Raw genomic sequence first — 23,801 nt, 5'->3', positions numbered from 1 at the left:
AGATCTTCCCCTAGTCGCCCGCCGCCTTGCGCCGGGCGCGGTCGACGGCGAACCCCGCGACGTCCCGGACGGCGGCCTCCTGCGGCCCCGGCAGCCACTGACGGAAGATCACGTCGCCGCCGTGGATGAGCCCGAGGTTGACCCGGGCCGCGACGTCGACGCCCGCGCGCGCAAGCTTTCGCGCGAAGGCGACGCCCTCGTCGCGCAGCGGGTCGAGCTCGTTGACCGAGACCACGAAGGGCGGCAGCCCGCGGAGGTCGTCCTCGGTCGCGAAGTACGGCCAGGCGAGCGGGTCCTCGGCGTGCTCACCTGTCGGGTCGTACGCGCGAACGAGCAGCGCCATCCCCGCGGTCTCGATGAAGTAGCCGTCGTTCTCGACCAGCGACGGCAGCTCGGCGATGCGCCGGTCGCGGTCCCAGGAGTAGCCGCCACTGATGTACGGGATGCACGCGTAGACGCCGTCGATCGCGTCGACCCGGCCGCGACTCTTCGCGAGGAGCGTGGTGGCGATGGCCAGGTTGCCGCCCCCGGACTCTCCCTGCACCACGAGGCAGCTCAGACCGAGCGCCTCGCGGTTCTCGTCGGCCCACAGCACGCCCGCGAGGCAGTCCTCGACGCCCGCGGGGAACGGGTGGTGGCCCTCGGAGGTCCACGCGTTGCGGAAGTCGACCATGACGACGACGCACCCGGAGGCGGCGATGTCGGTGCACCACCGACGGTGGAGCCGGTTGTCGGTCCTGATGATCGTCATCCCGCCGCCGTGGGTGTAGACGACACCGGGCAGCGGGCCGTCGACGCCTGCGGGCCGGAAAATGTGCAGCACGATCTCGTTGCCGTCGACACCGGTGATCGTCTCGGTCGAAGTCTCGACATCGTCCCGGTCCCCCGGGAGGTCGATCGGGATCGAGTCGTAGACGGCCTGGAATCCCTCGTGGGCGGCGCCGACCGCGGCCAGGACGGTCTCGAGGTCGTCGTCGGCGGACACCGGCGGTGGGACGGCCACGGCATCGAGGCCGAAGGCCGCCATGGCCTCGACCATCGCGGGCGGGAACCGGTCGTCGGTCCGGGGCCCGCGCGACTCGTCGCCGAGTCGGCCGGGCAGGGCGTAGGTGGATCGTTCGGGGGTCACGGTCATGGGAGCACCTCTGTGGCGTAGGTCACGTTTGCCAGGAGCATAGGACCGCGAATGCAACATGACAATAGTTCTGTTGCATCCTTGGTGGTCCGGCCTGCGCTCAGGGCCGCAGCAGCGCCTCGAGCACGCGCTGGGCTGCCTCCGGCGCGGGGGGCGCGCCGGTGATGCTCGGCAGGTAGACGTAGGACTCCACGAGGCGCACGCATGCATACGCCAGGTCCTGCGCGGGAACCGTGTCCGTCGTGCGTCCCTCGGCCACGTCACGCTCGACGTACCCGCGGACCGCGCCCACGAGCCGTGCGTGGAACCCGTACTCCGCCGTCGTCATCACCCGCATCAGGAACGCGTTGTTCTCCTCGTTGAACCGGCGCACCTCGGGCCAGGAGAACATCGCTCGCAGGAACCCTCCGATCACGGCGGGAACGCGCGGGCCGGGCGAGTCCTTCGCCTTCTCCCACTCCTGACGCAGAGTCAGGTCCGTCAGCTGCCAGGTGACGTCGACCAGCATCTGCTCCTTGGTGCCGACCCAGCGATAGAGGGTCACCCGGTTCACCCCGAGCTCGTCGGCCATCCGCCCGAGGTCGAACCGCTCGCCGTTGAGGTAAGTCCGGCGACCGAGCCGGTAGGCGTCATCCTTCGTCGGGCGCCCCATGGGCCCTCCTTGATCCCACGGTGTCGTCCAGCGCCGGCCGCAGGTCGGGCCAGCGGAACTCGAAGCCGGCGGACTCAAGTCGCTCCGGCAGCACCCAGCGGCTCTTGAGCAGCAGCTCGGACTCGTTCCGCAGCACCCACATCGCGGGCTCCAGCATCCACCGCGTCGCGGGCAGGCCGATCGGCATGCCGACGGTCCGGCGCAGCTCGGCCATGAGGGTGCGGTTGTCGCTCGGGTTCGGCGACGAGAGGTTCACCGGACCCTCGATGCCGGCGTGCTCCTCGATGAACCGGATCGACGCGAGGACGTCGTCGATGTGGATCCACGAGAACTTCTGCCGGCCGCGCGAGTGGTGCATCGGCACCGGTCCGCCGGTCGGGTTCGTCCCGATCCCCCGGTAGCGCCGGTGCTGGAACCAGCGCCCGTCGTACTGTGGCCCGCCGATGCCCAGCCGCGCGACGCGTCCGAGCAGGTCGGACGCCGGACCGCCCAGCACGATCGCCATCCGCAGCGCCACGCGGCGGGTTCCCGGCAGCTCGCCGGCGAAGAGCTCGTCCTCCCAGCTGCGCGCGACGTCGACCGAGAACCCCGTGCCGAGCTCACCGTCGGACTCGGTCTGGGGACGGTCCATCGCGTAGCGGTAGATCGTCGCGGTGCTGGCGTTGAGCCAGAGCCGTGGCGGCTCGTGGGCGGCCGCGATCGCCTCGCGCAGCTGTCGGGTCGTCTCCACCCGTGACCGCAGGATCTCGTCGCGGTTGGCGTCGGTGTAGCGGCAGCCGACGCTCTTGCCGGCCAGGTTCACCACCAGGGCCGCGCCGTCGACCAGTCGCGCGAGCCCGGCGGGGTCCGACCACGTGGCGTCCGGGCCGTTGCGGCCCACGCGTGCGACGTCGTACCCGCGCTCCGTGAGGTCCTCGACGAGCCGGTGCCCGATGAACCCGTTCCAGCCGGCGACGACGGCTCGCTCTCGCACAGTCATGCCCGCACGCTAGCGGCTCGGCGACACGCGTGCCCTGAGGAACACCGGAGTCGGCCCCCGGGGGTGCTCAGGGTCACGTCAGGGCGATCTTCGGGGTCGCGCCCGATGTGCCGGAGGGGTCCGGACCGCGACGCTTCTCGACATGATCACCGTCGAATCCCTCTCCAAGTCCTACGGCTCGCACGCCGCCGTGGACGATGTCTCCTTCATCGCCGCGCCGGGCCGGGTCACCGGCTTCCTCGGGCCGAACGGCGCCGGCAAGTCCACCACCATGCGCGTCATGGTCGGACTCACGCCGCCCAGCAGCGGCGACGTCCACGTCCTCGGTCGCCGCTTCGAGGACCTCCCCGATCCCGGCCGTGAGGTCGGCGTCCTCCTGGACGCCTCGGCCCAGCACGCCGGCCGCACCGGCCGCGAGATCCTGACCGTCGCCGCCGTCACGATGGGCCTGCCGCGCTCCCGCGTCGACGCGATGCTCGAGCGAGTCAGCCTCACCCCGGACGAGGCCGGTCGCCGCGTCCGCAACTACTCCCTGGGCATGCGCCAGCGGCTCGGCATCGCCACCGCCCTCCTGGGCGATCCGGAGGTGCTGATCCTCGACGAGCCCGCCAACGGCCTCGACCCGGCCGGCATCCGCTGGATGCGCGACCTGCTCCGGGGCTTCGCGGACGACGGCGGCACGGTGCTGCTCTCGTCGCACCTGCTCCACGAGATCGAGGTCATCGCCGACGACCTGGTCGTCATCGGCAACGGCCGGATCGTCGCGCAGGGCACGAAGGACGAGCTGCTGGCCAGCGCCGGCACCCTCGCCCGGGCCGCGGACGGAGCCGCCCTCGCGACGGCGCTACAGACCGCGGGCATCACCGCCACACCGAGCTCGGGCGGCGCCGTGCTCGCGGAGGCCGACCTGACCACCGTCGGCACCGTCGCGTTCGACGCGGGCATCCCCCTCCTGGAGCTGCGTGCCGCGGACGGCGCCCGCCTCGAGGAGATGTTCCTGTCCCTCACCGCCGACACCCAGCGCGACGACGTCCAGCACCGCACCGAAGGAGCAGCAGCATGAGCACCACGATCGTTCCCGCCACCACCGGGATCGCGCCCCGCGAGCCGCGCACCGTGCCCGCACGGATCCCGTTCACACGGATCCTGCGCGTCGAGCTGCGCAAGATGTTCGACACGAGGTCGGGCTTCTGGCTCATGGCCAGCGTCGTCCTCCTCTCGGTGATCGCCACCGTGGCAACGCTGATCTTCGTCGACGCCGAGGACCTGACGTACGAGCACTTCGCCAGTGCGGTCGGAGCCCCGATGTCGGTCATCCTGCCGATGATCGCGATCCTCGCGGTCTCGAGCGAGTGGAGTCAGCGGACGGCTCTGACGACCTTCACGCTGGTCCCCCACCGTGGTCGCGTGCTGGCGGCGAAGGCCGTCATCACGGTCGTCATCGGCGCCGTCTCGATGCTGATCGCCGGCGCCGTCGGCGCGGTGGGCAACGTCGTCGGCACCTCGATCGCCGGAGTCGATCCCACGTGGACGATCACCGTGGGCGAGTTCGCCCAGATCATCCTCGCCAACGAGATCGGGATGCTGATGGGCCTGATGCTGGGCATCGTCCTGCGCAACTCCCCCGGCGCGATCGTCGCGTACTTCGTCTACTCCCTCGTCCTGCCCGGCGCGTCCAGCGCCCTGGCCAGCACGAACCAGTGGTGGGCGGACAACGGCGCGTGGTTCGACCTGAACTGGGCCACGATGCGGCTCTTCGACGAGACCCTCACCGGTGAGATGTGGGCGCAGCTCGGCGTCTCGGCGGTCGTCTGGCTGGTCGTCCCGCTGCTGATCGGCACCCGGGCGCTCCTGCGGTCCGAGGTGAAGTGACGCGAGGCACCACGAGGGCCCCGGGGCGACCCGGGGCCCTCGTCATGCGTTCAGGAGTGCGGCGACCTCCTCGTCGGTGACGGGCTCGAAGCGTCGGTACCAGCGGCCGACGGCCCCGAAGGGCTCGGGCGACTCGACCACCACCAGGGCGTCGGCGGCGTCGAGCTCGTCGGCCGCCGACGACGGGGCGACCGGCGCGGCGACCACGACGCGCGCCGCACCCTGGAGTCGCGCCACCCGGCACGCCACCTGGGCGGTCGCCCCGGTCGCGATGCCGTCGTCGACGATCAGCGCCGTACGAGCGGTGAGGTCGATCCGCTGGCGATCGCCCCGCAGTCGTCGGACCCGGGCCTCGAGCTCCTCGCGCTCCCGGCGTTCGACCGCCCGAACCTGCTCGTCGGTGACCCCGTGGAGCGCGACCTCCGCTCGGTCCAGCACCTCGCACCCGTCCTCGCCGATCGCGCCCATCGCCAGCTCCGGCCGAAAGGGGTAGCCGAGCTTGCGCACGACGATGACGTCGAGCGGCGCGCCGAGCTCCCGCGCGACCTCGAAGGCGACCGGCACTCCCCCGCGTGGCAGACCGAGCACGACGACGTCCGGCGCGGCCAGGTGGTGCACACGCCGCGCCAGCTGCCGGCCCGCATCGACCCGGTCGGCGAACGGCAGGACGGAGCGGAACCTCATGACAGGAAGCGGGTGACCCAGCCGAGCCGGTCGTCGAGCCAGCCGAGCAGGCCGAGCGTGCTGGTGATCGTCGCGGGCGGATCGGACACGAGCGTGTCCGCGCGCAGGATCCGGTCGAAGTCGATCTCGACCGGGTCCGCACGGCGCTTGCCGTGACGGTCGAAGAACTCCACGCCCGCGAGGCGGAGCACCCGGATCAACTCCTGGGCGAGGATCCCGTAGCCGATCGTCGTCGGGTGGACGCCGTCCAGGGAGAACAGTCCGCCGTCGGTGCGGCCCTCGGGCCCGGCGCGGAAGAACCGCGTGGTGGGCACGGGGTCCAGCCGCTGGAGTGCCGCGGGCAGCTCGTACTGCTCCCACCAGGCCGGCCGCGCCCAGGGACTCTCCACGTAGCGGCGGGTGGCGAGCCGGTCGAGGAGGCCACCCATGTCGAAGAGGTACCAGTCGAGTCCGTCCTCGCGCGCCGCACGCACCGACGCGATGATCGTCTCGTTGTACGCGTCGATGGCCGAGTCGATGGCGCGGACGTCGTCCTCCGTCAGGTGCGGGTCGTGCCGAGGGTCGAAGTCCTCGTCGGTGATCCAGGGACGCGTGTAGTACGGGAAGTAGCGCGAGTCGGGGCGCACCTTCTCGTGGGTGCCGCGGGCGAGCGGCGCGATCGTGACCGACGGGATGGTCGTCACGACGACGTGCTGCGCCTCGATCGTCCGGAGCCGTGCGACCAGGTCCGCCCAGTCGGCGCGGAACGCGCTGGGGCGCCACAAGTTCGAGCCGGCCCGGGTGTCGCGACGTTGATCGAGGGTCATCTCCGCGTAGGACTCGGGGGTCCACGCGATGTCCAGCGAGACCACCGGTCCGAGAGCGTTGTTGGAGCCCAGCGCGACGACGAGCGTCTCGACACCCTCGCCGGCAGCGAGGTCGGCCACCGAGTCGAGCACCGTCCGGCCGGAGTCACCGCCCGCGGCACGGTGCAGGATCGGCCACGCGGCTCGCGCGGGGTGATGCTCCACGAGCTGGGCGAGGAAGTCGTCGGACGGCTTCGTCGCGAGCAGCCTCTCGACCCTCGCCTCGGTGGTCACGACGGGGTCGAGAACGTCCCAGCTGTGGACGCCGGTGTTGTGGAACGGGCTCCCGTCCTCCGGCTCCCGCGACCCCGCGCCACGCTCCCAGTGGTCCTCGATGTCGTCCATCCGGTCACGGAGCCAAGGAGCCGCCCGGACGGCCTCCAGGAGATCCAGGCCGCTGCCGAACCGCCGGTCGAACTCGCGCGCGAGCCGCTCCAGGTCGACCGGTAGCCCGCCCGGACCCGTCGGCCACTCGTACGTCGGGAAGGTGAACTCGTCGGCGCTCAGTCCGAGCTCGAACGCGATGATCGCCGGCCAGCTGAGATCGGTGCGGTGGATCGCACCGCTCATGAATCCCTGGACCAGCGAGTCGCCCACCGTGACGAGCCGGTGGCGGGCGGGCTGCTCCGGGGCGACGGGCGCCAGGGTGACGCCGAGCGTCGGATCGTCCTCGGGACGGCGCGGCTCGTCGCGGATCCGCACCTCACGTGGAATCGGCTGCCGTGCCGGCATGACACCTCACCCTCCGGGCCTCTTCCAGCACGCTACGCCCGCCGGGACGGAGCGTCCACGGACTACTCGACCGACCCGCTGTCCGTCGTCAGCTCGACGTTCGCCCACACCTCCCAGGGCAGGGAGGTGAGCCGATCGGTGATGGCATGCCGGTCCGTAGGCTTCAGGCCCTCGGGTCAGAGCCCCTTCCGACGAGCAACGCGACGAAGGAGAACCCGTAGACCGCGCCGGCCACCGGGAACAGGCGCAGAACGGCGAAGGGATACACGAACTCCTCATCGCCTCGTGGCCCGAGCGCCAGCCACGCCAGATATCCCGTGAGCAACGCCGCCACGCCGAAGCACAGGCGGGCGGCCGTCCGCTTCACGGTCACGGCCGCAGCGAGCGCCGTGACGGCAGCGGCGACCCACGCCCATCCCAGAACGTCCTGTGGCGCGATCGTGAAGAGGCCGAGAACTGAGGCGGCGGCGAAGAGTGGCGACAGGAAGGCCACCGCAGGGACACGAACGTCGGCTTCACTCACGAAGGTCACCAGCCACCAGAACAGCGACAGTCACTGCCCATCACCCTCTCGCCTTCCCCCGGTCCGACTGCGCGCCAGCGTAGGCGACGAACGCGGCGGGTGTTCTCACTCTGGAGGCGTGGAGGTCCTGAGGAAAAGACGAAAGCCCCGGTCTCCCGGGGCTTTCCGTTGTCGGGCTGACAGGATTTGAACCTGCGACCCCCTGTCGAGTCCGCGCTCCATACGAGCAAGGACGTTGGGTACCGAGAACCACGGAAATCCCTCCAATGGTGGGGAGGATCCCTTTGGGTCACTTCCGACGATACCCGACTGCCCACAACGAACGCTGGGCCAATCAGGCCACATAACGGCCACCGGAACGTAGGCCCGTCCCACCTGACAACGTCAGACGGGACAGAATCGCAGGAGCGAACGACCGGCTGCCCCGACGCGGCGTTGATGAGTCCGAAACCAGCAACGGAGGTCACGGTGGAGAGCCAGCGGATGGGAGCGTCCTCCCGAGACGACTCCCCCTCTGAGACCGCTGGCGCGAAGACGCGAGAGGTCGAGGTCGCCGTGATCGGTGGCGGTCAGGCCGGACTCGCGACGGGGTTCTACCTACGCCGCGCGGGCATGGTCCCGGGGCGTGACTTCGTCATCCTCGACGCTGCCGATCGGCCCGGTGGAGCATGGCCCCGGACGTGGGACGGGCTCCGGTTGTTCTCACCGGCGGGCTTCTCCTCGCTCCCGGGATGGATGATGCCAGCCTGGGACGACGCGACCCGTGGCTTTCCGCCGCGGGACCACGTGGTGGACTACCTGACCCGGTACGAGGAGCGCTACGAGCTGTCGGTGCTCCGGCCGTGCCGTGTGGAGTCCGTGACGCGCCTTGATGAGGACCCCCACGGGTCGCTCGGGGTCGTCGCCGGTGACCTCGCGGTGGCTGCTCGATCCGTGGTCTCCGCCACCGGCACCTGGGAGCGACCGTTCTGGCCGACCTACCCGGGCGCTGCGGCGTTCGCAGGCCGGCAGCTGCACGCCGCCGACTATCGCAGGCCTGACGAGTTCGCCGAGCAGCACGTCGTGGTGGTGGGCGGCGGCAACTCCGGCGCCCAGATCCTCGCGGAGGTATCCACGGTGGCTGCCACGACGTGGGTGACCAGCCGTCCGCCCAGGTTCCTGGCCGACGAGGTGGATGGAAGGGTGCTGTTCGAGACGGCCAGCGCCCGCGTCAAGGCGCTCGCCGAAGGGCGAGAGCACAGCGGGGTGGCCGGGCTCGGGGACATCGTCATGGTGGCCAGCGTGAAGGACGCCAGGGATCGTGGCGTGCTCGAGGCGCGGCCGATGTTCGACCGGCTCAGCACTGACGGCGTCGCGTGGGCCGATGGCACGGAGCAACCGTGTGACGCGGTCATCTGGTGCACCGGCTTCCGACCGGAGCTCCGCCACCTACGACCGTTGGGCCTGCGCCTCGAGGGTGGACGCATCGCGGTCGGAGGCGCCTCCGGCACGCAGGCGATCGGCGAGCCGCGGCTGTTCCTGGTGGGATACGGGGACTGGACCGGACCGGCCTCGGCAACCTTGGCCGGCGTCGGCCCCACGGCTCGGTCGACGGCGGCAGCCATCACCGGGACGCGTCGGCGGGCGGCGGGGGTGACCGTCGCTCAGTCGATGCCCGCGACCTGACTCCGGCGCTCGACCAGGACGGTGTCTCGCCATCTGCCTGCGGCGGGACCGACGACGGCCTTCGCGAGGCGGGTCCGGGTGCCGATGGTCCGGAAGCCGTGCCGGTCGTGAAGGCGAAGGCTCGCAGTGTTCTGGGGAAGATGCTCGACTAGATGGTCCAGATGCCGGCGTCCTCCGGGGACTCGATGAGCGCTTCGAGGAGCAGCCCGCCGATCCCGCCGCCGTGGGCTTGCGGCGCGACGTAGATCGAGTGCTCGACCACACCCGCGTACACGGGTCGGCTGGACACCGGCGAGCAGGCGGCCCACCCGGCCACTACTCCGGAGGCGTGCACTGCCACGAGACGGTGGTCGAGAAGCCGTGAGAGTCGAACGACTCCCAGGTCGGGACCACTGACTCGAAGGTCGCGTGTCCGGCGTCGATGCCGGCTGCGTAGATGGCCTCCACCTGTGGCCAGTCCTCGGGAGTCAGCCCGAGGATCGCGATGTCCTCTCTCACTCCCCCATGGTGGCCCGTGGCCTGAGACCGGCCGCTGGCAGGCTCCGCGCGGTTCTCAGACGTCGAGGTCGCGGAGCAGATCCGTGACACGACGCTGGATGTCGTCCCGGATGTCTCGTGCCTCTTCGAGCGTGGCACCCTCGGGGTCCGAGACGTCCCAGTCCTCGTACCGCTTGCCGGGGAAGTAGGGGCACTCGTCGCCGCATCCCATGGTGACGATGACGTCCGCAGCGTGCAGGACGTCGTCGGAGAGGGGCTTCGGGTACGCCTCGGCCAGCTCGATGCCGCGCTCGGCGAGCACCTGGACCGCGAGAGGGTTGACCTCGCCCGTGGGCCGGGACCCGGCCGAACGCACGTGCAGCTTCCCTGGCGCCAGGTGCGCGGCGATGGCGGCGGCGATCTGTGAGCGTCCGGCGTTCTGCACGCAGACGAACAGGAGCTCTGGGACCTTCTTCGCGATCAGTCCCTTCGTCTGGGCCGAGGCCGTCAAGAGCTCGCGAGCGTAGCGGCTGACGAGCAGCGGGACGTGTCGTGCGATCTTCGCGTCGGTCAACAGCGACTCGGCTGCGCGATCGACGAACTCCCTGACTTCGTCGAGCGTGAACGTGCCTTGGTGCTCGTAGGCGATCTCCGCCGCGATCGCCTCTCGGTTCAACTCGTGCGACTGGTCCACTGTCCTGCCTCCTTGGGCTTCGGGTTGAGCGACGGCTCGATCGGATCGGTCGAGAGTTCGCGATCGTATATCGAAGTTCGTCAATGGATACTCTAGTCGACAATTCATCGATTCAGTCCAATGAATAATGGCTGATCAGAACAGCCGGCTCCATCCATTTCCACCCGTGTTCGCACCTTCATGTGCGCGTCCGGCTGCGTTCATCGTCCGTTCACATAGACGGCGTTCTATCTATCGTGTTCGATCAAAGACGCGCCGCCCCCGCGGCCAAACTGATGGGAAACGTGCATGTTTCGCTCCAAGACGCTCACGTCGACGTTGAGTGCTTCCGTCCTGCTGCTCACCCTGGCCGCCTGCGGTGGCGGTTCCAGCGCAGAGGAGGACGCCGCGTCAGGGTCGGTTGCGGTGGACGGGTCCTCGACCGTGTACCCGATGAGTAACACGGCGGCCGAGCTCCTCTCGGAGGAGCAGCCTGACATCGAGGTGTCCGTCGGTTTCTCGGGCACCGGTGGCGGGTTCGAGAAGTTCTGCGCCGGTGACATCGACATCTCGGACGCGTCTCGACCCATCAAGGACGAGGAGAAGACGGCCTGTGAGACCGGGGGCGTCGAGTTCACCGAGCTGCACGTCGCGACCGACGCGCTCACGGTGGTCACCCACCCGGACCTCGGTGTGGACTGCCTCACGACTGATCAGGTCGTGCAGCTCTTCGCCCCGGACTCCAAGATCACGAACTGGAAGGACCTGGATCCGAGCTTCCCCGACCAGAAGGTCACGGGTTTCATCCCGGGTACTGATTCCGGGACGTACGACTACATGGCGGCCGACGTCGTCGGTCACGAGTCCGAGGCGCTGCGTGAGGACTTCGAGTCCTCGGAGGACGACAACGTGCTGGTCCAGGGCGTTTCGGGCACCAAGGGAGGCGTTGGCTTCTTCGGCTACTCCTACTTCGAGGAGAACGCTGACAACCTGAAGGCGGTCGCCATCGACGACGGCAGCGGTTGTGTCAAGCCTTCGTCCGAGACCGCGCGGGACGGCTCGTACACGCCCCTGTCCCGTCCACTGTTCATCTACGTCAAGAACAGCGCCTACGCCGACAACGAGGCCGTCTCGACCTACGTCGACTTCTACGTGGAGAACCTGACCGACATCGCCGAGTCGGCGCAGTTCATTCCTCTCAACGACGAAGACCTGGCGGAGACGCAATCCGCCGTCGAAGCGCTCTGACAGCCGGCCCACACATGTCTCAGTTCACCCAGGCAGGCCCGCCCGCGAGGGCGGGCCTGCCCGGCGGTCCGCTCCTCACCGCGAAGCGTCGTCCGGGTGAGGCCGTCATCAAGGGGCTGCTGATCGCCTCGGCCCTCCTCTCGGTCGCCATCACCTTCGGCATCATCGTGGCGCTGGTGGAACCGGTCATTCATTTCTTCGGCCAGGTCCCGCTGGGCGACTTCTTCTCGTGGACCGACCAGGGCAGCAAGGATCTGCGCCCCGCGGTGCTCCCGCTGCTGCTCGGCACCTTCATGGTCACGGTCATCGCCCTGGCGCTGGCGATCCCTTTGGGAGTCGGAGCCGCGATGTACCTGTCCGAGTACGCCACGCGCCGCACCCGCGCCTGGCTCAAGCCGACGGTCGAGCTGCTGGCCGGCGTGCCGTCGGTGGTCTACGGCTTCTTCGCGGTCTTCTTCCTGACTCCCACGGTGTTGAACGGGTGGCTCGGCCTGGACGTGTCGTTCACGAACTCGCTTGCGGCCGGCATCCTCGTCGGCGTCATGATCATTCCCACGATCGCTTCGCTCTCTGAGGATGCGCTCAGTGCGGTGCCCCAGGCGCTGCGCCAGGGATCCCTGGCGATGGGCGCCAATCGGATGCAGACCTCGCTGCGGGTGGTGCTGCCGGCGGCCATCTCCGGAGTCGCCGCGGCGGTCGTGCTGGGCATGTCCCGCGCCGTGGGCGAGACGATGATCGTCGCACTCGCGGGAGGCTCGGCCAAGAACACGTCTCCCGACGTCGGCGAGGGTCACCAGACGATGACCGCCTTCATCGCCCAGACCGCCCAGGGTGAGAACCCCGTGGGCACGGCCAGCTACAACATGCTCTTCGCCGTCGCCCTGCTGCTGTTCCTGGTGACACTGATCATCAACGCGATCAGCATCGTCATCGTCCGTCGCTACAGGCAGGTGTACTGATGAACGTCGCAGCGGTTACCGCGTCCCGCGCCACCACTCAAGGTCTCCGCACCGGCGGGAACAAGGATCGCAACGTCGCGTCCCTCGTCTTCCTGTGCGCGCTGTGGTTCTCCTTGTTCTTCGGTGTCACCGTGCTGGTCGTCCTCATCGTCGACACCGCGATCGCGGGTGCCGGGCGTTTCGACGCCAACCTGTTCACCAACTACGAGTCGACGGTGCGCAAGGGCGAGACAGGCTTCCGTGCCGGCATCCTCGGCTCCTTGTGGCTCATGATGAGCACGGCGCTTCTGGCGATTCCCCTGGGGATCGCGTCTGCGGTCTACCTGGAGGAGTTCGCCGACTCCAGGGCTTGGTACAACAAGTTCGTCGAGGTCAACCTCCAGAACCTGGCCGCCGTGCCGTCGATCATCTACGGCATGCTCGCCGCAGCGATCATGACGATCCTCGGATACAGCTATCAAGGGATCGTCCTGGGCGGCGCGATCGCCCTCGCACTGCTGATCCTGCCCGTCATCATCATCTCGACCCGCGAGGCCCTGCGCGCGGTGCCTCAGGAGATTCGGCACGGGTCGCTGGCACTGGGCGCGACGGTGTGGCAGACCACGTGGCGCCAGGTGCTTCCGTCGGCGGTCCCGGGCATCGCCACGGGCACGATCCTCGGCCTCTCGCGCGCCATCGGCGAGGCGGCGCCACTCATCATGATCGGCGTGGCGACGGTCCGGTTCGATCCCGCGTGGCTCACCGACAAGGTCGCGGCCCTGCCCGTGCAGATTTACAACCTCGCGTCCGCCCCGCAAGAAGAGCTCCAGCGGGCCGCATCGGCCGCCATCATCCTGCTGCTCCTCATGATCTTGGGCATGAACGCCCTCGCCATCCTCATTCGCAACAAGTTCCAGCGGAACTGGTAGGAGTCCAGCTGACATGACGATCCACTCCCCCACGAGCACGACGGACGAGATCCTCGACGTGACCGACCAGACGGAGGCGGTGAACAACGGCGACGCCTCCGACGTCGCAAGGACCGCCCCGCGCGGGCCGGTGATGGAGACGCGCGATCTCAACGTCTTCTACGGCGACTTCCACGCGGTCCACGACGTGAATCTTTCCTTCGGACGCCACGAGATCACCGCGTTGATCGGACCGTCCGGGTGCGGGAAGTCCACGGTGCTGCGGTCGCTCAACCGGATGAACGATCTGGTCGCAGGCGCGAGGGTCCAGGGAAGCGTGACCTACCACGGCGAGGACATCTACGGCCCCAAGGTGGATCCGATCGCCGTTCGCCAGCACATCGGGATGGTCTTCCAGAAGCCCAACCCCTTCCCGAAGTCCATCTACGACAACATCGCCTACGGCCCTCGTGTGACGGGGATGAAGGTGACGGACATGGACGCCGTGGTCGAGGACGCCCTCCGCGGCGCCGCACTGTGGGACGAGGTGAAGGACAAGCTCAAGTCCCCGGCCTACGGTTTGTCCGGTGGGCAGCAGCAACGACTGTGCATCGCGCGAACCATCGCCACTCGGCCCGACGTCATCCTCATGGACGAGCCGTGCTCGGCCCTCGACCCGATCGCCACTGCGCGCATCGAAGACCTGATGAGCGAGCTGAAGACGGAATTCACCATCATCATCGTCACGCACAACATGCAGCAGGCCTCGCGGGTCTCCGACAGAACGGCGTTCTTCACGGCCCGCCCGGACGAGACCACCGGAAACCGCACCGGGCTGCTCGTGGAGTTCAACCGGACCCAGGACATCTTCGAGGCTCCGGCTGACCCCCGGACGGAGGCGTACATCACCGGGCGGTTCGGATGACGGAGTTGCGGGTGCTGGCCCCGAGGTCCGCGGACCAGCACGCCAGCCGCTCGCGCCTGCGGCGCCCACCCGAAGCCGACACGATCCTGCTGCTCGAGTCCGATGCGCAGACCGTCACCGAGCTCCAGTCGAGTCTGCGACCTCTCGGCCTGACGGTTCTCGCTGCATCGGACCCCCTCCGGCTGGTGGCGCGCCTGAACGCCGCGGGCGTCTGCGCGGTCGTCCTGAATGCCACTCCCGGTCCGGTGCCCCTGTCAGAGGTGGTCAAGGTGATCCGGTCGGAGTCGGCCGTCCCGGTCCTGGTGGCCTGTGCCAGCACCGATGTGGCGTCGATCGGGCCGGCCGTGCTGGAAGGAGCTCGGGCCATCGCTCTGCCGTACCGCGTCGGCGAGATCGCTCAGATCATCGACCAGAGTCCGCTTCCGCGACAGCGAGCAGATCGCCTCACGCTGGGCGTGCTGACGCTCATTACCGAATCCATCGACGCTCATGTCCGCGACACACCGCTCGACCTCAGTGCTCTGGAGTTCGACCTGTTCCACATGCTGGCCGAACGCGCCGGCTACTCCGTGACACGCGACGAGCTGATCGATGCGCTCTGGTCCGACTGCAGGACGTCCGCAGACGACCTGCTCGTCGCCGCGGTGAAACGGGTGCGCCGCAAACTCGCCGAGGCCGGAGTGCTCGACGCCATCCAGACGGTGAGAGGCGTCGGCTACCGCCTCAACCCCGGAGTGTTCAGCTCGCCCTAACGCAGACCCGGCGCCGTGATCACACCGAGCTCCTCCAGGAGTGTCTCGACTCGACGACGGATGTCCTCGATGATCGCCCGAACCTCGTCCCGTGAGCATCCGACCGGATCCATCACCGGCCAGTCGACGTACCTGCGCCCCGGCACGATGGGGCAGGCGTCACCGCATCCCATCGTGACGACGGTGCCCGACGCCTGGATCACTTCCCGCGTGAGCGGTCGCGGGAACTCAGTCAGATGATCGATGCCCAGAGCGGACAGCTCGGCGCGGACCGCCGGGTCCAGGTGCGCCGCCGGCATCGATCCGGCCGTGCGCACCCGGACACGTTCTCCCCCGATCGACCGCGCGAGCGCGGCAGCGATCTGCGACCGACCTGCGTTCCTGACGCAGACGAAGAGGATGTCGGCCCGGCGCCGTCCATCCCGGCCCGAGAGCGACGCCAACGCTGAGAGTCGGTCCGCCGCGAATCGCGCGGTCAACTGCGGCAGGAAGCGCCGAACTGTGGCCCGCGACGCGAGGAGGTCGTAGCTGTCCTGGACGAACTCCCGAACCGTTTCGGCGGCAACGATGCCGTCGTACCGGTCGATCAGCTCCTCGCTGATGTCCTCCAACGAGCGCTCGTGATCCCGTGGTGCGGGCTCAGGCTGACCGCCCGAGGGCTCGGCAACCAATCCCCCGAAGCGCACCAACGCGTCATGGGTGGGTCGGACCGAAGACTCGTCGGCCTCGAGCAGTCCCGCCGCGACCATGGCGTCCACGTGCGACGTGACGCCATCACCGTGCGCGCGTTGCAGCAGGTCGATCCTCATCTGGCCCGAGGGCGCCGCCATGACCATGGCGAGGAGATGCACACGGATCGGATCGGCCATGGCTCGCGCCTGAGCGGCTGGGGACACCGGGGAGCGAGTCATGGTGCCGGCCGGACGACTAGCGCAGGAGATCGGCGATGGCGCTCAACCGGTCCGGCACGATGCTGTACCAGACCTCCCGGCCGACGGGGGTCCGCGACAAGATCCCGGCCTCGTGCAGCACCTTGACATGGTGACTGATCGTGGGCTGGCGCAGCTCCAGCGCCTCGGTCAGGTCGACGACCCGCGCGCGCCCACCTTCGCTCAGATGCACGAGGCTCAACAGCTGCAGTCGCGTGGAGTTCGAGACGACACTCAGCAGCTGAGCCGTGTCCTCGGCCTGCTGCCGCGTCAGAGCAGGTCGCAGGACCGCCGCCGGCCGCGACGGCTGCGAGCCATCGGGACGCGGGGCTCTGGAGACCATGCATCAAACATAGCCGGTCATCGATCGGACGCAGCGCGGCGGACATGCTGCTTCAACCGCCGCTCATCAGACCGTCGGGCTGCCGAGCTGAATGAGCTCAGGCGCAGCGGGCGCGGCGCAGCAGCTCCCCCCTTCGGCAGCCTCGTCGTCGAACAGTCCGGCACCGCCGCAGACGCCGGTGTCGGGAAGCGTCAGCTCCACCCGCTCCGCGGCTTCGTGGTCGCCGGCGATGGCCGCGACGACCGAACGCGTCTGCTCGAAGCCCGTCAGCGCGAGGAAGGACGTCGCACGACCGTAGGACTTCATGCCGACCAGGTAGAACCCGCTCTCGGGCTGGGCGAGCTCCTTGGCGCCGTGCGGGTAGACGGTGCCGCAGGAGTGCTCGTTCGGGTCGATCAGCGGCGCCAGCTCGCGAGGTGCCTGCAGCACCGGATCGAGGTCCAGTCGCATCTCCGACAGCATCTGCAGGTCGGGGCGGAACCCGGTCAGGACAACTACTTCGTCCACGTCGGTGACGATCTGTCCGTCGAAGGACTCGATGGTCAGTCTGTCGTCGTCCTCCCGCGAGACGCGCGATGTCCGGAAGCCGTTCATCGTCGTCACGGGTCCGGCTTCGACTGCTGCCTGGGCCTGCTGACCGAGCTCACCCCGCGCCGGCAGCTCGTCCTGGCCGCTGCCGGCGAACGCCTCCCCCACGTTCGCGCGCCGGACGAGCCAGGTGATGCGCGTCTCGGGCGCAGTCCTGGCCAAGGCGGTGAGCCCGATCAACGCGCCCTTCGCCGAAGCGCCCGTCCCGGCCACGACGACGTGCTTTCCGGCGTAGCGGTCGAGCTCTTCGGCGTTGCCGAGGTCCGGAATCCGGTAGGAGATGCGGTCCGCTGCCTGGTGCTCACCGATGGCCGGGACGCCGTCCCCGCCGAGCGGGTTGGGACCACGCCAGGTGCCGGAGGCGTCGATCACCGCACGGGCGCTGAGGTGCTCGGCCCCGAGAGGCCTGGTCACGTGGACGGTGAACGGGGCCTCGTCGCGACCCGAGCTCACCAAGCGGTCGCGCGACTGCTTGGCCACGGCCGTCACCGTCGTGTTGAAACGGACCGAGCCACCGAGCGCATCGGCCAGGGGCTGGAGGTAACCGGCCACCCAGTCAGCACCCGTCGGGTAGCGCTTCGGGTCAGGCGGGGTCCACCCGGCGTCGGCCAGGACCTTCTCGGCCGCAGGGTCGATCAGCTCGGACCACGCGGAGAAGAGCCGCACGTGGCCCCACTCCCGGACGGCCGCACCTGCGGCGTCTCCCGCTTCCAGGACGATGAAGTCCACTCCACGGCCACGCAGGTGGGCGGCGGCCGCAAGGCCGGCGGGACCCGCACCGATCACGACGACGGGTAGGTCGGAATGCTCAGACATCAGGGACGCTCCTCGCGTACATTGACGATTGTCGATGCCTCGACTCTAGCGCCTCATTGAAGAATGTCAATGAACGATCTAGAGTGGTGGCATGGTCACCGAACTCACCGTGCTCGAACCGGTCTCGACGAGCTGCTGCTCCCCCGTCACCGGCGGCGTCCTGAGCGATGCGGAGGCCACGAGCCTCGCCGCCCGGTTCAAGGCGATGGGCGACCCGAGCCGCCTGCGGCTGCTGTCCCTCATCGCCGCCACCGAGACGGGTGAAGCGTGTGTCTGCGACCTGAACGAGTCGCTCGACCTGAGCCAGGGGACGGTCAGCCACCACCTGGGGATCCTCGTCAAGGCCGGACTGCTGACCCGGACCAAGCGCGGGCAGTGGTCCTTCTACGCACTCGTCCCCGGCGCGATGGGGACTCTCGCCCGCGCGCTGGACGCTGACGCCTAGGCGTTCACCAATCCCGCCTCGATGTCGGCGAGGAAGCGCTCGGCGTCCAGGGCGGCCTGGCAGCCGGTGCCCGCGGCCGTGATGGCCTGGCGGTAGGTGTGGTCGACGAGGTCGCCCGCGGCGAAGACGCCGCGCAGGTTGGTGGCGGTGGAGCCGGGCTGGACGAGGACGTAGCCCTCGTCGTCGAGGTCGACCTGGCCGGTCAGCAGCTCCGAGCGCGGGTCGTGGCCGATCGCGATGAACAGGCCGCTGACGTCGAGTCGGCGGGTCTCGCCGGTGACGGTGTCGCGCAGCGTGACGCCCTCGAGGATGCCGTCGCCGTGGATCTGGTCGACGGCGCTGTTCCACGCGAACTCGAGCTTGTCGTTGGCGTAGGCGCGGTCAGCCATGATCTTGCTGGCGCGCAGCTCGTCGCGACGGTGGATCAGCGTGACCTTGTCGGCGAACCGCGTGAGGAACAGCGCCTCCTCGACGGCGGAGTCGCCACCACCGACGACCGCGATGTCCTTGCCACGGAAGAAGAAGCCGTCGCACGTGGCGCACCAGCTGACGCCGTGGCCCGAGAGCGCGTCCTCGCCCTCGATCCCGAGCTTGCGGTAACCCGAGCCCATCGCGAGGATCACGGCGTGCGCGCGGTAGGTGTTGCCGTTGGCCAGGGCCACGGTCTTGATGTCGCCGGTGAGGTCGACCGAGGTGACGTCGTCGGACACCAGCTCGGCGCCGAAGCGGTCGGCCTGGGCGCGCAGGTTGTCCATCAGGGCCGGGCCCATGATGCCGTCGGGGAAGCCGGGGAAGTTCTCCACGTCGGTGGTGTTCATCAGGGCGCCACCGGCGGTGACGGAGCCCTCGAACACGAGCGGCTTGAGGTTGGCACGCGCGGCGTAGATGGCAGCGGTGTACCCGGAGGGGCCGGAGCCGATGATGATGACGCTGCGGACGTCAGACACGGTTCGACTCCTCGGGCGACAGGGAGGCGATGAGCTCCTCGATGCGGCTGCGGATCTCGTCACGGATCGGGCGCACCGCCTCGATGCCCTGACCGGCCGGGTCCTCCAGGACCCAGTCCTCGTAGCGCTTGCCCGGGAAGTACGGGCACTCGTCGCCGCAGCCCATCGTGATGACGACGTCGGAGGCCTTCACGGCGTCCTCGGTGAGCTTCTTGGGCTGCTCGCCGGCGATGTCGATGCCGACCTCGCGCATCGCCTCGACGGCGACCGGGTTGATCTGGTCTCCGGGCATGGAGCCCGCGGAGCGGACGTCGATGCGATCGCCAGCCAGCGCGGCCAGGAAGCCGGCGGCCATCTGTGAGCGGCCGGCGTTGTGGACGCAGACGAACAAGACGGAGGGACGATCAGACATGCGGTGCTCCTTGGTCGGAGGTGGTGGAGGGAGTGAAGAACTTGCGGGCCCAGAGGGCGACATAGACGAGCCCGACGAGAACGGGGACCTCGATCAGCGGGCCGACCACGCCTGCGAGGGCCTGGCCGGAGGTGACGCCGAACGTGCCGATCGCGACGGCGATGGCGAGCTCGAAGTTGTTGCCGGAGGCGGTGAACGCCAGGGTGGCCGTCTTGGCGTAGCCGAGGTCGAGCCACTTGCCGAGCACCATCCCCAGGCCGAACGTGATCGTGAAGTAGGCCAGCAGCGGCAGTGAGATGCGCACGACGTCGAACGGCTGGCTCGTGATCGCGTCGCCCTGGAGGGCGAAGAGGACCACGATGGTGAAGAGTAGGCCGTAGAGCGCCCAGGGTCCGAGCCGGGGAAGGAACGTGTCCTCGTACCACTCACGTCCCTTCGCCTTCTCCCCGATCGTGCGGGTCACGAATCCGGCGACGAGCGGGATGCCCAGGAAGACCAGCACGCTCCCGGTGATGGACCAGAACGAGAACTCGGCCGAGGTCGTCTCCAGACCCAGCCATCCCGGCAGCGTCTGCAGGTAGAACCAGCCGAGCGCGCCGAAGGCGAACACCTGGAAGACGGAGTTGACGGCGACGAGCACCGCTGCGGCCTCGCGATCTCCGCACGCCAGGTCGTTCCAGATCAGCACCATCGCGATGCAGCGCGCGAGGCCGACGATGATCAGGCCGGTGCGGAACTCCGGCAGGTCCGGCAGCATCAACCAGGCGAGGGCGAACATCAGCGCCGGCCCAAGGATCCAGTTCATGAACAACGAAGCACCGAGCAGCTTGTGGTCGCCCGTGACGCGCTGGGTCTCGTCGTAGCGGACCTTCGCCAGGACCGGGTACATCATCACGAGTAGGCCGATCGCGATCGGCAGCGACACGGAGCCGATCTTCACCGAGTCCAGCGCCTCGTCCAGTCCATCGACCGTGCGACCGAGAATCAGACCCAGCGCCATCGCCAGGATGATCCACACCGGCAGGAAGCGGTCCAGCCTCGACAGGTGGGCGACGACTTCGGTTTCGGATCTACTGTCTGCGGCGGGTGCGGACGTCACGTGCGGCTCCTCGAGGACCTCGGTCCTCCATCGACGGTTGTCTATCTAGAGATCGAGCCTACCCCGCGTTTCCGGTCGACCTTGCCATGCCGGATGAACGCCCGGTGAACTGTTCCGACCAGCTCGACACCCCCGCGACCTTTGCGGTTCCCTCTTGCCGAATGGGGACATACTGGGCCCATGGCTAACCCCAACGGACAGGACGCCAGCTGCTGCATCCCGCTGACCGCCGCCCCGATCACTCCGGACGACGCGACCGAGCTGTCACGCAAGTTCAAGGCCCTCGCAGACCCCACCCGCGTGCGGCTGCTCTCCCTCGTGGCGGCGCACGAGGGCGGCGAGGCGTGCGTCTGCGACATCACCGAGCCCGTGGGTTTGAGCCAGCCGACGGTGTCCCACCACCTGAAGATCCTCGTCGAGGCGGGACTGCTCGGCCGCGAACAGCGCGGCACGTGGGCTTTCTACTCGATCGTCCCCGGAGCGCTGGGCCACCTGTCCGACGTGCTGCGAGACCCGACCGCGCGAGAGACGCAGAGCCTCGCCATCAGCTGAGACTTCCACAAAGTGCTCCTCTGAAGTCACAGTGCTTCCACCGAACGCGGGCGCCGTCCCGTTTGCGCCTGAGGAAGTCCATTGACCGAACAGGGAGCGGGGTGAGCGTTCACTCCGCAGGAGCGCGGGAGGCTCAGTGGAGTGAGCGTATCCGCGTAAGAGCCTGAGCAGATCGCACTCCTTGTCAGGAGCGGAGTGGGCGTCCACGACGGGGGGGAAGTTGAACGCCCACTCCTGGGAAACGAATCTACTATGAAACGTAGTAATTCGTGCGCACCTCACCGCGTCACGCCTTATTGCCCTCCGCCGCCGTGGGCCACGGGTTCGCGCGACACCCACCGAGTCCCTTCGTCTGCTGGGACATGACGGGCGAGGTCTCACCGACGCCCGGGCAGGCATCATGACCGTTTCCGAGAGCGTGTCCGAATTCGTGATTGATGAGGTAGGTGCGGTAGCGAACGAGCTCGGATCCGTATGCATCTGCGCCATGGGCCCATCGCCACGCATTCAGGACAACCATCTCGCCGTTGCGACATGACAACCGTCCCCCCGTATCCAGCGGTCTGCAAAGCCGATCGGTCGTCGCGGGCGTAGCGAGTCGAATCCGGAACATCGAGCCCGTGGAGACTCTCCGGAACTTCTCGGTGGTCACCGACGTCCATCCGCGACCGTCGGACAGCACGTCCTCGACGAACCGGGCCACGTCGTTCGCCGAGTACGGAAGACCCTCCTCGACCTCCACCAAGTAGGTGACCTCCCGACCGGACTCACGTGGCGCAGCGGGCTCAACGCCAGCGACGGCGAACCTCCCGCTTCCAGACTCGGGAATCGCCGGGGCCGCGCGTGGTGTCCTGTCGCCATCGCGGGAGGTGCGGCTCGCGGGCCCGTTGATCTCAGCTGAACTACGGCCCGGCGTCGGGCTTGTCGCAGCCGGGCGTGGTTGAGCCGCTCCGGCCGGTTCCCTAGCACGTGTCGCATCCTTCACGCCCCTCTCAGCGATCGCGTCACCGAGGACGATCCCACCTGCCAGGAACAAGACGGTCGACAGGGAAAGCCACCGCCTGCTGCGCCTTCTCACCTTTCGCCGGGCGCCGGGGCGTGGTCGCCGCCGACGCGCTGCGACCCGCCGGCCGGGAACGGCGAGAGACGCTTGAGTGCAATGCGGGGCGCGCCACGCCGAGACCGCGGCCCCAGCGAGCAGGAGAAGACCGACGACCTCGGACATCACGTTCCTGGCACCTGCAATCGAGCTGACGGCACACTGAGGCGATCCCCGCCCAAGTTGCCGTGTGGGACGACTTACTATTGGCGATAGTAATGCGCCCAGTTCAAGGAGCGAACAGTTGACCAGACAGACCAAGATCGCCGCAGTCATCGCCGGCGTCGTGATCGCCGCACTGGCTGGCGTGTTCATGACCTCGGCGGGCGATGATTCCAGCGATCCGACCGCGGATGACGCACAGGTGCAAGAGGCTCTTAGCCGGACCGACGCCCATGTGCTCGGGAAGAAGGGCTCCAGCGATGTGACGTTCGTCGAGTTTCTCGACTTCGAATGCGAGGCGTGTGGTGCCGCGTACCCGATCGTGGAGGACCTCCGAGAGAAATACGCGGGCGAGGTGACCTTCGTTGCTCGGTACTTCCCGTTGCCGGGTCACTTCAATGCGGAACGCGCCGCATGGGCCGTCGAGTCGGCGGCCCGTCAAGGCAAGTTCGAGCAGATGTACCGAAAGATGTACGAGACGCAGTCAACCTGGGGCGAGGCCCAGGAACCGCACGACAAGCTCTTCCGCGGCTTTGCTGAAGACATCGGTCTGGACATGAGCCAGTTCGATACCGACTACGGATCCGACGCGGTCAAGGCCCGAGTGCAGCGCGACATCGATGACGGCATCGAGCTCGGCGTTCGCGGCACTCCGACGTTCTACGTCGACGGAGAGCTCTTTGAGCCGCAACGCGTCGAGGACTTCACCCAAGTGATCGACGAGGCACTGGCGAGGTGAACGGCGCCGAGCACGGGTCGTCAACGCGCGAGACGGCGATGGCATGGCTGTTGTTGGTCGGCGGGTCCATCGGCCTGCTCGCCTCAGCGGTCCTTCTCGTCGAACGGTTCGAGCTCGCCGAGAATCCCGCCTACACCCCGTCGTGCAGCTTGAATCCGGTGTTGAGCTGCGGCTCGATCATGGAGTCAGCTCAGGCCGCGGTGTTCGGCTTCCCCAACCCGATCCTGGGCGTCGCGGCATTTCCCGTTCTGATGACCACCGGCGCGGCGATGCTCGCGGGCGCTGAGTTCCGGCGCTGGTTCTGGGTGGGACTACAGGTCGGCGTCACGGCGGGCATGGGTTTCGTCTTGTGGCTGGTGTTCCAGAGCCTCTACCGGATCGGCGCGCTCTGCCCGTACTGCATGGCAGTGTGGGCCGTCATCATTCCTACGTTCTGGTACCTCACGCTTCGAAATGCCCGAGCACGAATCTTCGGGGAACGAGTGGCTGCGGCTCGAGTCACGCGCTGGGCCGAGGTGTGGCACGCGCCCGTCCTGCTGGTCGCGTTCCTGTTCGTGTTGGGACTGATCGGCGCCCGCTTCTGGTCTTACTGGTCGACGCTCATCTGAGTTGACTCGAGTTCCCCTCACGCGTTCGCCTTCGCCGGAACGCGCAGGCCAGCC

The 23,801-nt window shown here is 68.5% G+C and carries 28 protein-coding genes; 12 read left to right on the top strand and 16 right to left on the bottom strand.

The annotated features are described in order from the left end of the window. Positions 1 to 10: 10 nt before the first annotated feature. The 3 genes from ACY1JX_RS01865 to ACY1JX_RS01855 all read right to left on the bottom strand — a co-directional run bounded on the left by ACY1JX_RS01865 (position 11) and on the right by ACY1JX_RS01855 (position 2,766). Complete coding sequence (locus ACY1JX_RS01865; RefSeq protein WP_462565019.1) at positions 11 to 1,135, bottom strand: alpha/beta hydrolase fold domain-containing protein; 1,125 nt, start codon at positions 1,133 to 1,135, stop codon at positions 11 to 13. A 100-nt stretch (positions 1,136 to 1,235) separates the two neighbouring features. Then, the gene (locus tag ACY1JX_RS01860) at positions 1,236 to 1,787 is read right to left on the bottom strand and encodes a QsdR family transcriptional regulator (protein WP_181755815.1); all 552 of its coding nucleotides are present in this window, start codon (positions 1,785 to 1,787) and stop codon (positions 1,236 to 1,238) included. Then, positions 1,765 to 2,766, bottom strand: coding sequence for an epimerase (locus ACY1JX_RS01855; RefSeq protein ID WP_462565018.1), 1,002 nt, complete (start codon positions 2,764 to 2,766; stop codon positions 1,765 to 1,767). Before ACY1JX_RS01855 ends, ACY1JX_RS01860 begins: the two co-directional genes overlap by 23 nt. 142 nt (positions 2,767 to 2,908) lie before the next feature. Here ACY1JX_RS01855 and ACY1JX_RS01850 point away from each other — a divergent pair, with 142 nt between their 5' ends. Together ACY1JX_RS01850 and ACY1JX_RS01845 are read left to right on the top strand one after the other, a co-directional pair. Beyond that, entirely contained in the window at positions 2,909 to 3,829 is a 921-nt protein-coding gene (locus tag ACY1JX_RS01850; protein WP_462565017.1) for an ABC transporter ATP-binding protein, read from the top strand. Continuing rightward, on the top strand, positions 3,826 to 4,638 hold the full coding sequence (locus ACY1JX_RS01845) for an ABC-2 transporter permease (protein WP_462565016.1): 813 nt from the start codon (positions 3,826 to 3,828) through the stop codon (positions 4,636 to 4,638). The genes ACY1JX_RS01850 and ACY1JX_RS01845 overlap by 4 nt, the downstream gene beginning before the upstream one ends. A 42-nt stretch (positions 4,639 to 4,680) precedes the next feature. Here ACY1JX_RS01845 and ACY1JX_RS01840 read toward each other — a convergent pair whose 3' ends face one another. The 3 genes from ACY1JX_RS01840 to ACY1JX_RS01830 all read right to left on the bottom strand — a co-directional run bounded on the left by ACY1JX_RS01840 (position 4,681) and on the right by ACY1JX_RS01830 (position 7,422). Then, entirely contained in the window at positions 4,681 to 5,322 is a 642-nt protein-coding gene (locus ACY1JX_RS01840) for a phosphoribosyltransferase (protein ID WP_462565015.1), read from the bottom strand. Further along, positions 5,319 to 6,899 (bottom strand): hypothetical protein, encoded by a 1,581-nt coding sequence (locus tag ACY1JX_RS01835; protein WP_462565014.1) that lies wholly within the window; start codon positions 6,897 to 6,899, stop codon positions 5,319 to 5,321. Before ACY1JX_RS01835 ends, ACY1JX_RS01840 begins: the two co-directional genes overlap by 4 nt. 163 nt (positions 6,900 to 7,062) lie before the next feature. After that, positions 7,063 to 7,422: a hypothetical protein gene (locus ACY1JX_RS01830; protein ID WP_462565013.1), complete on the bottom strand. Its 360-nt coding sequence runs from the start codon at positions 7,420 to 7,422 to the stop codon at positions 7,063 to 7,065. A gap of 438 nt (positions 7,423 to 7,860) precedes the next feature. Here ACY1JX_RS01830 and ACY1JX_RS01825 point away from each other — a divergent pair, with 438 nt between their 5' ends. Then, positions 7,861 to 9,087 (top strand): ArsO family NAD(P)H-dependent flavin-containing monooxygenase, encoded by a 1,227-nt coding sequence (locus ACY1JX_RS01825; protein WP_462565012.1) that lies wholly within the window; start codon positions 7,861 to 7,863, stop codon positions 9,085 to 9,087. Between the two features lie 148 nt (positions 9,088 to 9,235). Here ACY1JX_RS01825 and ACY1JX_RS01820 read toward each other — a convergent pair whose 3' ends face one another. Genes ACY1JX_RS01820 through ACY1JX_RS01810 form a run of 3 tightly spaced genes read right to left on the bottom strand, consistent with a single transcriptional unit; the run spans position 9,236 to position 10,258 of the window. After that, on the bottom strand, positions 9,236 to 9,376 hold the full coding sequence (locus tag ACY1JX_RS01820; protein ID WP_462565011.1) for a GNAT family N-acetyltransferase: 141 nt from the start codon (positions 9,374 to 9,376) through the stop codon (positions 9,236 to 9,238). 26 nt (positions 9,377 to 9,402) lie between these two features. Continuing rightward, positions 9,403 to 9,585, bottom strand: a complete 183-nt coding sequence (locus ACY1JX_RS01815; RefSeq protein ID WP_462565010.1) for a hypothetical protein — start codon at positions 9,583 to 9,585, stop codon at positions 9,403 to 9,405. 55 nt (positions 9,586 to 9,640) lie between these two features. Next, on the bottom strand, positions 9,641 to 10,258 hold the full coding sequence (locus tag ACY1JX_RS01810; RefSeq protein WP_462565009.1) for an arsenate reductase ArsC: 618 nt from the start codon (positions 10,256 to 10,258) through the stop codon (positions 9,641 to 9,643). Between the two features lie 288 nt (positions 10,259 to 10,546). Between ACY1JX_RS01810 and ACY1JX_RS01805 the strand changes: the two genes are divergently transcribed. The 5 genes from ACY1JX_RS01805 to ACY1JX_RS01785 all read left to right on the top strand — a co-directional run bounded on the left by ACY1JX_RS01805 (position 10,547) and on the right by ACY1JX_RS01785 (position 15,008). After that, a complete protein-coding gene (locus tag ACY1JX_RS01805; RefSeq protein WP_462565008.1) occupies positions 10,547 to 11,485 on the top strand; it encodes a PstS family phosphate ABC transporter substrate-binding protein in 939 nt (312 codons plus the stop codon). A gap of 14 nt (positions 11,486 to 11,499) precedes the next feature. After that, positions 11,500 to 12,444, top strand: coding sequence for a phosphate ABC transporter permease subunit PstC (gene pstC, locus ACY1JX_RS01800; RefSeq protein WP_462565007.1), 945 nt, complete (start codon positions 11,500 to 11,502; stop codon positions 12,442 to 12,444). After that, complete coding sequence (pstA, locus tag ACY1JX_RS01795; protein ID WP_462565006.1) at positions 12,444 to 13,352, top strand: phosphate ABC transporter permease PstA; 909 nt, start codon at positions 12,444 to 12,446, stop codon at positions 13,350 to 13,352. The genes pstC and pstA overlap by 1 nt, the downstream gene beginning before the upstream one ends. A gap of 133 nt (positions 13,353 to 13,485) precedes the next feature. Continuing rightward, positions 13,486 to 14,256 (top strand): phosphate ABC transporter ATP-binding protein PstB, encoded by a 771-nt coding sequence (pstB, locus tag ACY1JX_RS01790; RefSeq protein ID WP_462565860.1) that lies wholly within the window; start codon positions 13,486 to 13,488, stop codon positions 14,254 to 14,256. Next, positions 14,253 to 15,008, top strand: a complete 756-nt coding sequence (locus tag ACY1JX_RS01785) for a winged helix-turn-helix domain-containing protein (RefSeq protein WP_462565005.1) — start codon at positions 14,253 to 14,255, stop codon at positions 15,006 to 15,008. Before pstB ends, ACY1JX_RS01785 begins: the two co-directional genes overlap by 4 nt. On the opposite strand, the gene ACY1JX_RS01780 is transcribed toward ACY1JX_RS01785, so the two are convergent. From ACY1JX_RS01780 to ACY1JX_RS01770, 3 genes are all read right to left on the bottom strand, one after another. Further along, complete coding sequence (locus tag ACY1JX_RS01780) at positions 15,005 to 15,877, bottom strand: arsenate-mycothiol transferase ArsC (RefSeq protein ID WP_462565004.1); 873 nt, start codon at positions 15,875 to 15,877, stop codon at positions 15,005 to 15,007. The two genes, ACY1JX_RS01785 and ACY1JX_RS01780, sit on opposite strands and share 4 nt — an antisense overlap. Before the next feature lie 58 nt (positions 15,878 to 15,935). Beyond that, positions 15,936 to 16,280, bottom strand: a complete 345-nt coding sequence (locus ACY1JX_RS01775) for an ArsR/SmtB family transcription factor (protein ID WP_462565003.1) — start codon at positions 16,278 to 16,280, stop codon at positions 15,936 to 15,938. Positions 16,281 to 16,346: 66 nt separating this feature from the next. Then, entirely contained in the window at positions 16,347 to 17,684 is a 1,338-nt protein-coding gene (locus ACY1JX_RS01770; protein ID WP_462565002.1) for an FAD-dependent oxidoreductase, read from the bottom strand. A gap of 91 nt (positions 17,685 to 17,775) precedes the next feature. On the opposite strand from ACY1JX_RS01770, the gene ACY1JX_RS01765 reads away from it, so the two are divergent. Beyond that, positions 17,776 to 18,129, top strand: coding sequence for an ArsR/SmtB family transcription factor (locus tag ACY1JX_RS01765; RefSeq protein WP_462565001.1), 354 nt, complete (start codon positions 17,776 to 17,778; stop codon positions 18,127 to 18,129). Here ACY1JX_RS01765 and trxB read toward each other — a convergent pair. The 3 genes from trxB to arsB are packed head-to-tail and all read right to left on the bottom strand — an operon-like array spanning position 18,126 to position 20,587. Further along, the gene (gene trxB, locus ACY1JX_RS01760; protein ID WP_462565000.1) at positions 18,126 to 19,076 is read right to left on the bottom strand and encodes a thioredoxin-disulfide reductase; all 951 of its coding nucleotides are present in this window, start codon (positions 19,074 to 19,076) and stop codon (positions 18,126 to 18,128) included. The two genes, ACY1JX_RS01765 and trxB, sit on opposite strands and share 4 nt — an antisense overlap. After that, entirely contained in the window at positions 19,069 to 19,488 is a 420-nt protein-coding gene (locus ACY1JX_RS01755) for an arsenate reductase ArsC (protein ID WP_462564999.1), read from the bottom strand. Before ACY1JX_RS01755 ends, trxB begins: the two co-directional genes overlap by 8 nt. Continuing rightward, the gene (gene arsB, locus ACY1JX_RS01750) at positions 19,481 to 20,587 is read right to left on the bottom strand and encodes an ACR3 family arsenite efflux transporter (protein ID WP_462564998.1); all 1,107 of its coding nucleotides are present in this window, start codon (positions 20,585 to 20,587) and stop codon (positions 19,481 to 19,483) included. The genes ACY1JX_RS01755 and arsB overlap by 8 nt, the downstream gene beginning before the upstream one ends. 180 nt (positions 20,588 to 20,767) lie before the next feature. Here arsB and ACY1JX_RS01745 point away from each other — a divergent pair, with 180 nt between their 5' ends. Next, positions 20,768 to 21,139, top strand: coding sequence for an ArsR/SmtB family transcription factor (locus tag ACY1JX_RS01745; RefSeq protein WP_462564997.1), 372 nt, complete (start codon positions 20,768 to 20,770; stop codon positions 21,137 to 21,139). 286 nt (positions 21,140 to 21,425) lie between these two features. Here ACY1JX_RS01745 and ACY1JX_RS01740 read toward each other — a convergent pair whose 3' ends face one another. Beyond that, entirely contained in the window at positions 21,426 to 22,364 is a 939-nt protein-coding gene (locus tag ACY1JX_RS01740) for a DUF3152 domain-containing protein (protein ID WP_462564996.1), read from the bottom strand. Between the two features lie 118 nt (positions 22,365 to 22,482). Between ACY1JX_RS01740 and ACY1JX_RS01735 the strand changes: the two genes are divergently transcribed. After that, positions 22,483 to 23,139, top strand: a complete 657-nt coding sequence (locus tag ACY1JX_RS01735) for a DsbA family protein (protein ID WP_462564995.1) — start codon at positions 22,483 to 22,485, stop codon at positions 23,137 to 23,139. Then, positions 23,136 to 23,747: a vitamin K epoxide reductase family protein gene (locus ACY1JX_RS01730; protein WP_462564994.1), complete on the top strand. Its 612-nt coding sequence runs from the start codon at positions 23,136 to 23,138 to the stop codon at positions 23,745 to 23,747. Before ACY1JX_RS01735 ends, ACY1JX_RS01730 begins: the two co-directional genes overlap by 4 nt. Positions 23,748 to 23,801 lie beyond the last annotated feature (54 nt).

This window comes from Aeromicrobium sp. JP4 (assembly GCF_054957925.1).
This window is presented reverse-complemented; position numbering and strand designations above follow the sequence as displayed.

What these genes read in the sequence shown, in the direction of transcription:
- ACY1JX_RS01745 (WP_462564997.1), top strand. Translation starts at nt 20,768, where the DNA reads ATGGCTAACCCCAACGGACAGGACGCCAGCTGCTGCATCCCGCTGACC.
- ACY1JX_RS01765 (WP_462565001.1), top strand. Translation starts at nt 17,776, where the DNA reads ATGGTCACCGAACTCACCGTGCTCGAACCGGTCTCGACGAGCTGCTGC.
- ACY1JX_RS01840 (WP_462565015.1), bottom strand. Translation starts at nt 5,322, where the DNA reads ATGAGGTTCCGCTCCGTCCTGCCGTTCGCCGACCGGGTCGATGCGGGC.
- ACY1JX_RS01805 (WP_462565008.1), top strand. Translation starts at nt 10,547, where the DNA reads ATGTTTCGCTCCAAGACGCTCACGTCGACGTTGAGTGCTTCCGTCCTG.
- ACY1JX_RS01780 (WP_462565004.1), bottom strand. Translation starts at nt 15,877, where the DNA reads ATGGCCGATCCGATCCGTGTGCATCTCCTCGCCATGGTCATGGCGGCG.
- pstA (WP_462565006.1), top strand. Translation starts at nt 12,444, where the DNA reads ATGAACGTCGCAGCGGTTACCGCGTCCCGCGCCACCACTCAAGGTCTC.
- ACY1JX_RS01785 (WP_462565005.1), top strand. Translation starts at nt 14,253, where the DNA reads ATGACGGAGTTGCGGGTGCTGGCCCCGAGGTCCGCGGACCAGCACGCC.
- ACY1JX_RS01755 (WP_462564999.1), bottom strand. Translation starts at nt 19,488, where the DNA reads ATGTCTGATCGTCCCTCCGTCTTGTTCGTCTGCGTCCACAACGCCGGC.
- ACY1JX_RS01740 (WP_462564996.1), bottom strand. Translation starts at nt 22,364, where the DNA reads ATGTCCGAGGTCGTCGGTCTTCTCCTGCTCGCTGGGGCCGCGGTCTCG.
- ACY1JX_RS01825 (WP_462565012.1), top strand. Translation starts at nt 7,861, where the DNA reads ATGAGTCCGAAACCAGCAACGGAGGTCACGGTGGAGAGCCAGCGGATG.
- pstB (WP_462565860.1), top strand. Translation starts at nt 13,486, where the DNA reads ATGGAGACGCGCGATCTCAACGTCTTCTACGGCGACTTCCACGCGGTC.
- ACY1JX_RS01850 (WP_462565017.1), top strand. Translation starts at nt 2,909, where the DNA reads ATGATCACCGTCGAATCCCTCTCCAAGTCCTACGGCTCGCACGCCGCC.
- ACY1JX_RS01860 (WP_181755815.1), bottom strand. Translation starts at nt 1,787, where the DNA reads ATGGGGCGCCCGACGAAGGATGACGCCTACCGGCTCGGTCGCCGGACT.
- ACY1JX_RS01865 (WP_462565019.1), bottom strand. Translation starts at nt 1,135, where the DNA reads ATGACCGTGACCCCCGAACGATCCACCTACGCCCTGCCCGGCCGACTC.
- ACY1JX_RS01770 (WP_462565002.1), bottom strand. Translation starts at nt 17,684, where the DNA reads ATGTCTGAGCATTCCGACCTACCCGTCGTCGTGATCGGTGCGGGTCCC.
- ACY1JX_RS01775 (WP_462565003.1), bottom strand. Translation starts at nt 16,280, where the DNA reads ATGGTCTCCAGAGCCCCGCGTCCCGATGGCTCGCAGCCGTCGCGGCCG.
- pstC (WP_462565007.1), top strand. Translation starts at nt 11,500, where the DNA reads ATGTCTCAGTTCACCCAGGCAGGCCCGCCCGCGAGGGCGGGCCTGCCC.
- ACY1JX_RS01855 (WP_462565018.1), bottom strand. Translation starts at nt 2,766, where the DNA reads ATGACTGTGCGAGAGCGAGCCGTCGTCGCCGGCTGGAACGGGTTCATC.
- ACY1JX_RS01845 (WP_462565016.1), top strand. Translation starts at nt 3,826, where the DNA reads ATGAGCACCACGATCGTTCCCGCCACCACCGGGATCGCGCCCCGCGAG.
- ACY1JX_RS01835 (WP_462565014.1), bottom strand. Translation starts at nt 6,899, where the DNA reads ATGCCGGCACGGCAGCCGATTCCACGTGAGGTGCGGATCCGCGACGAG.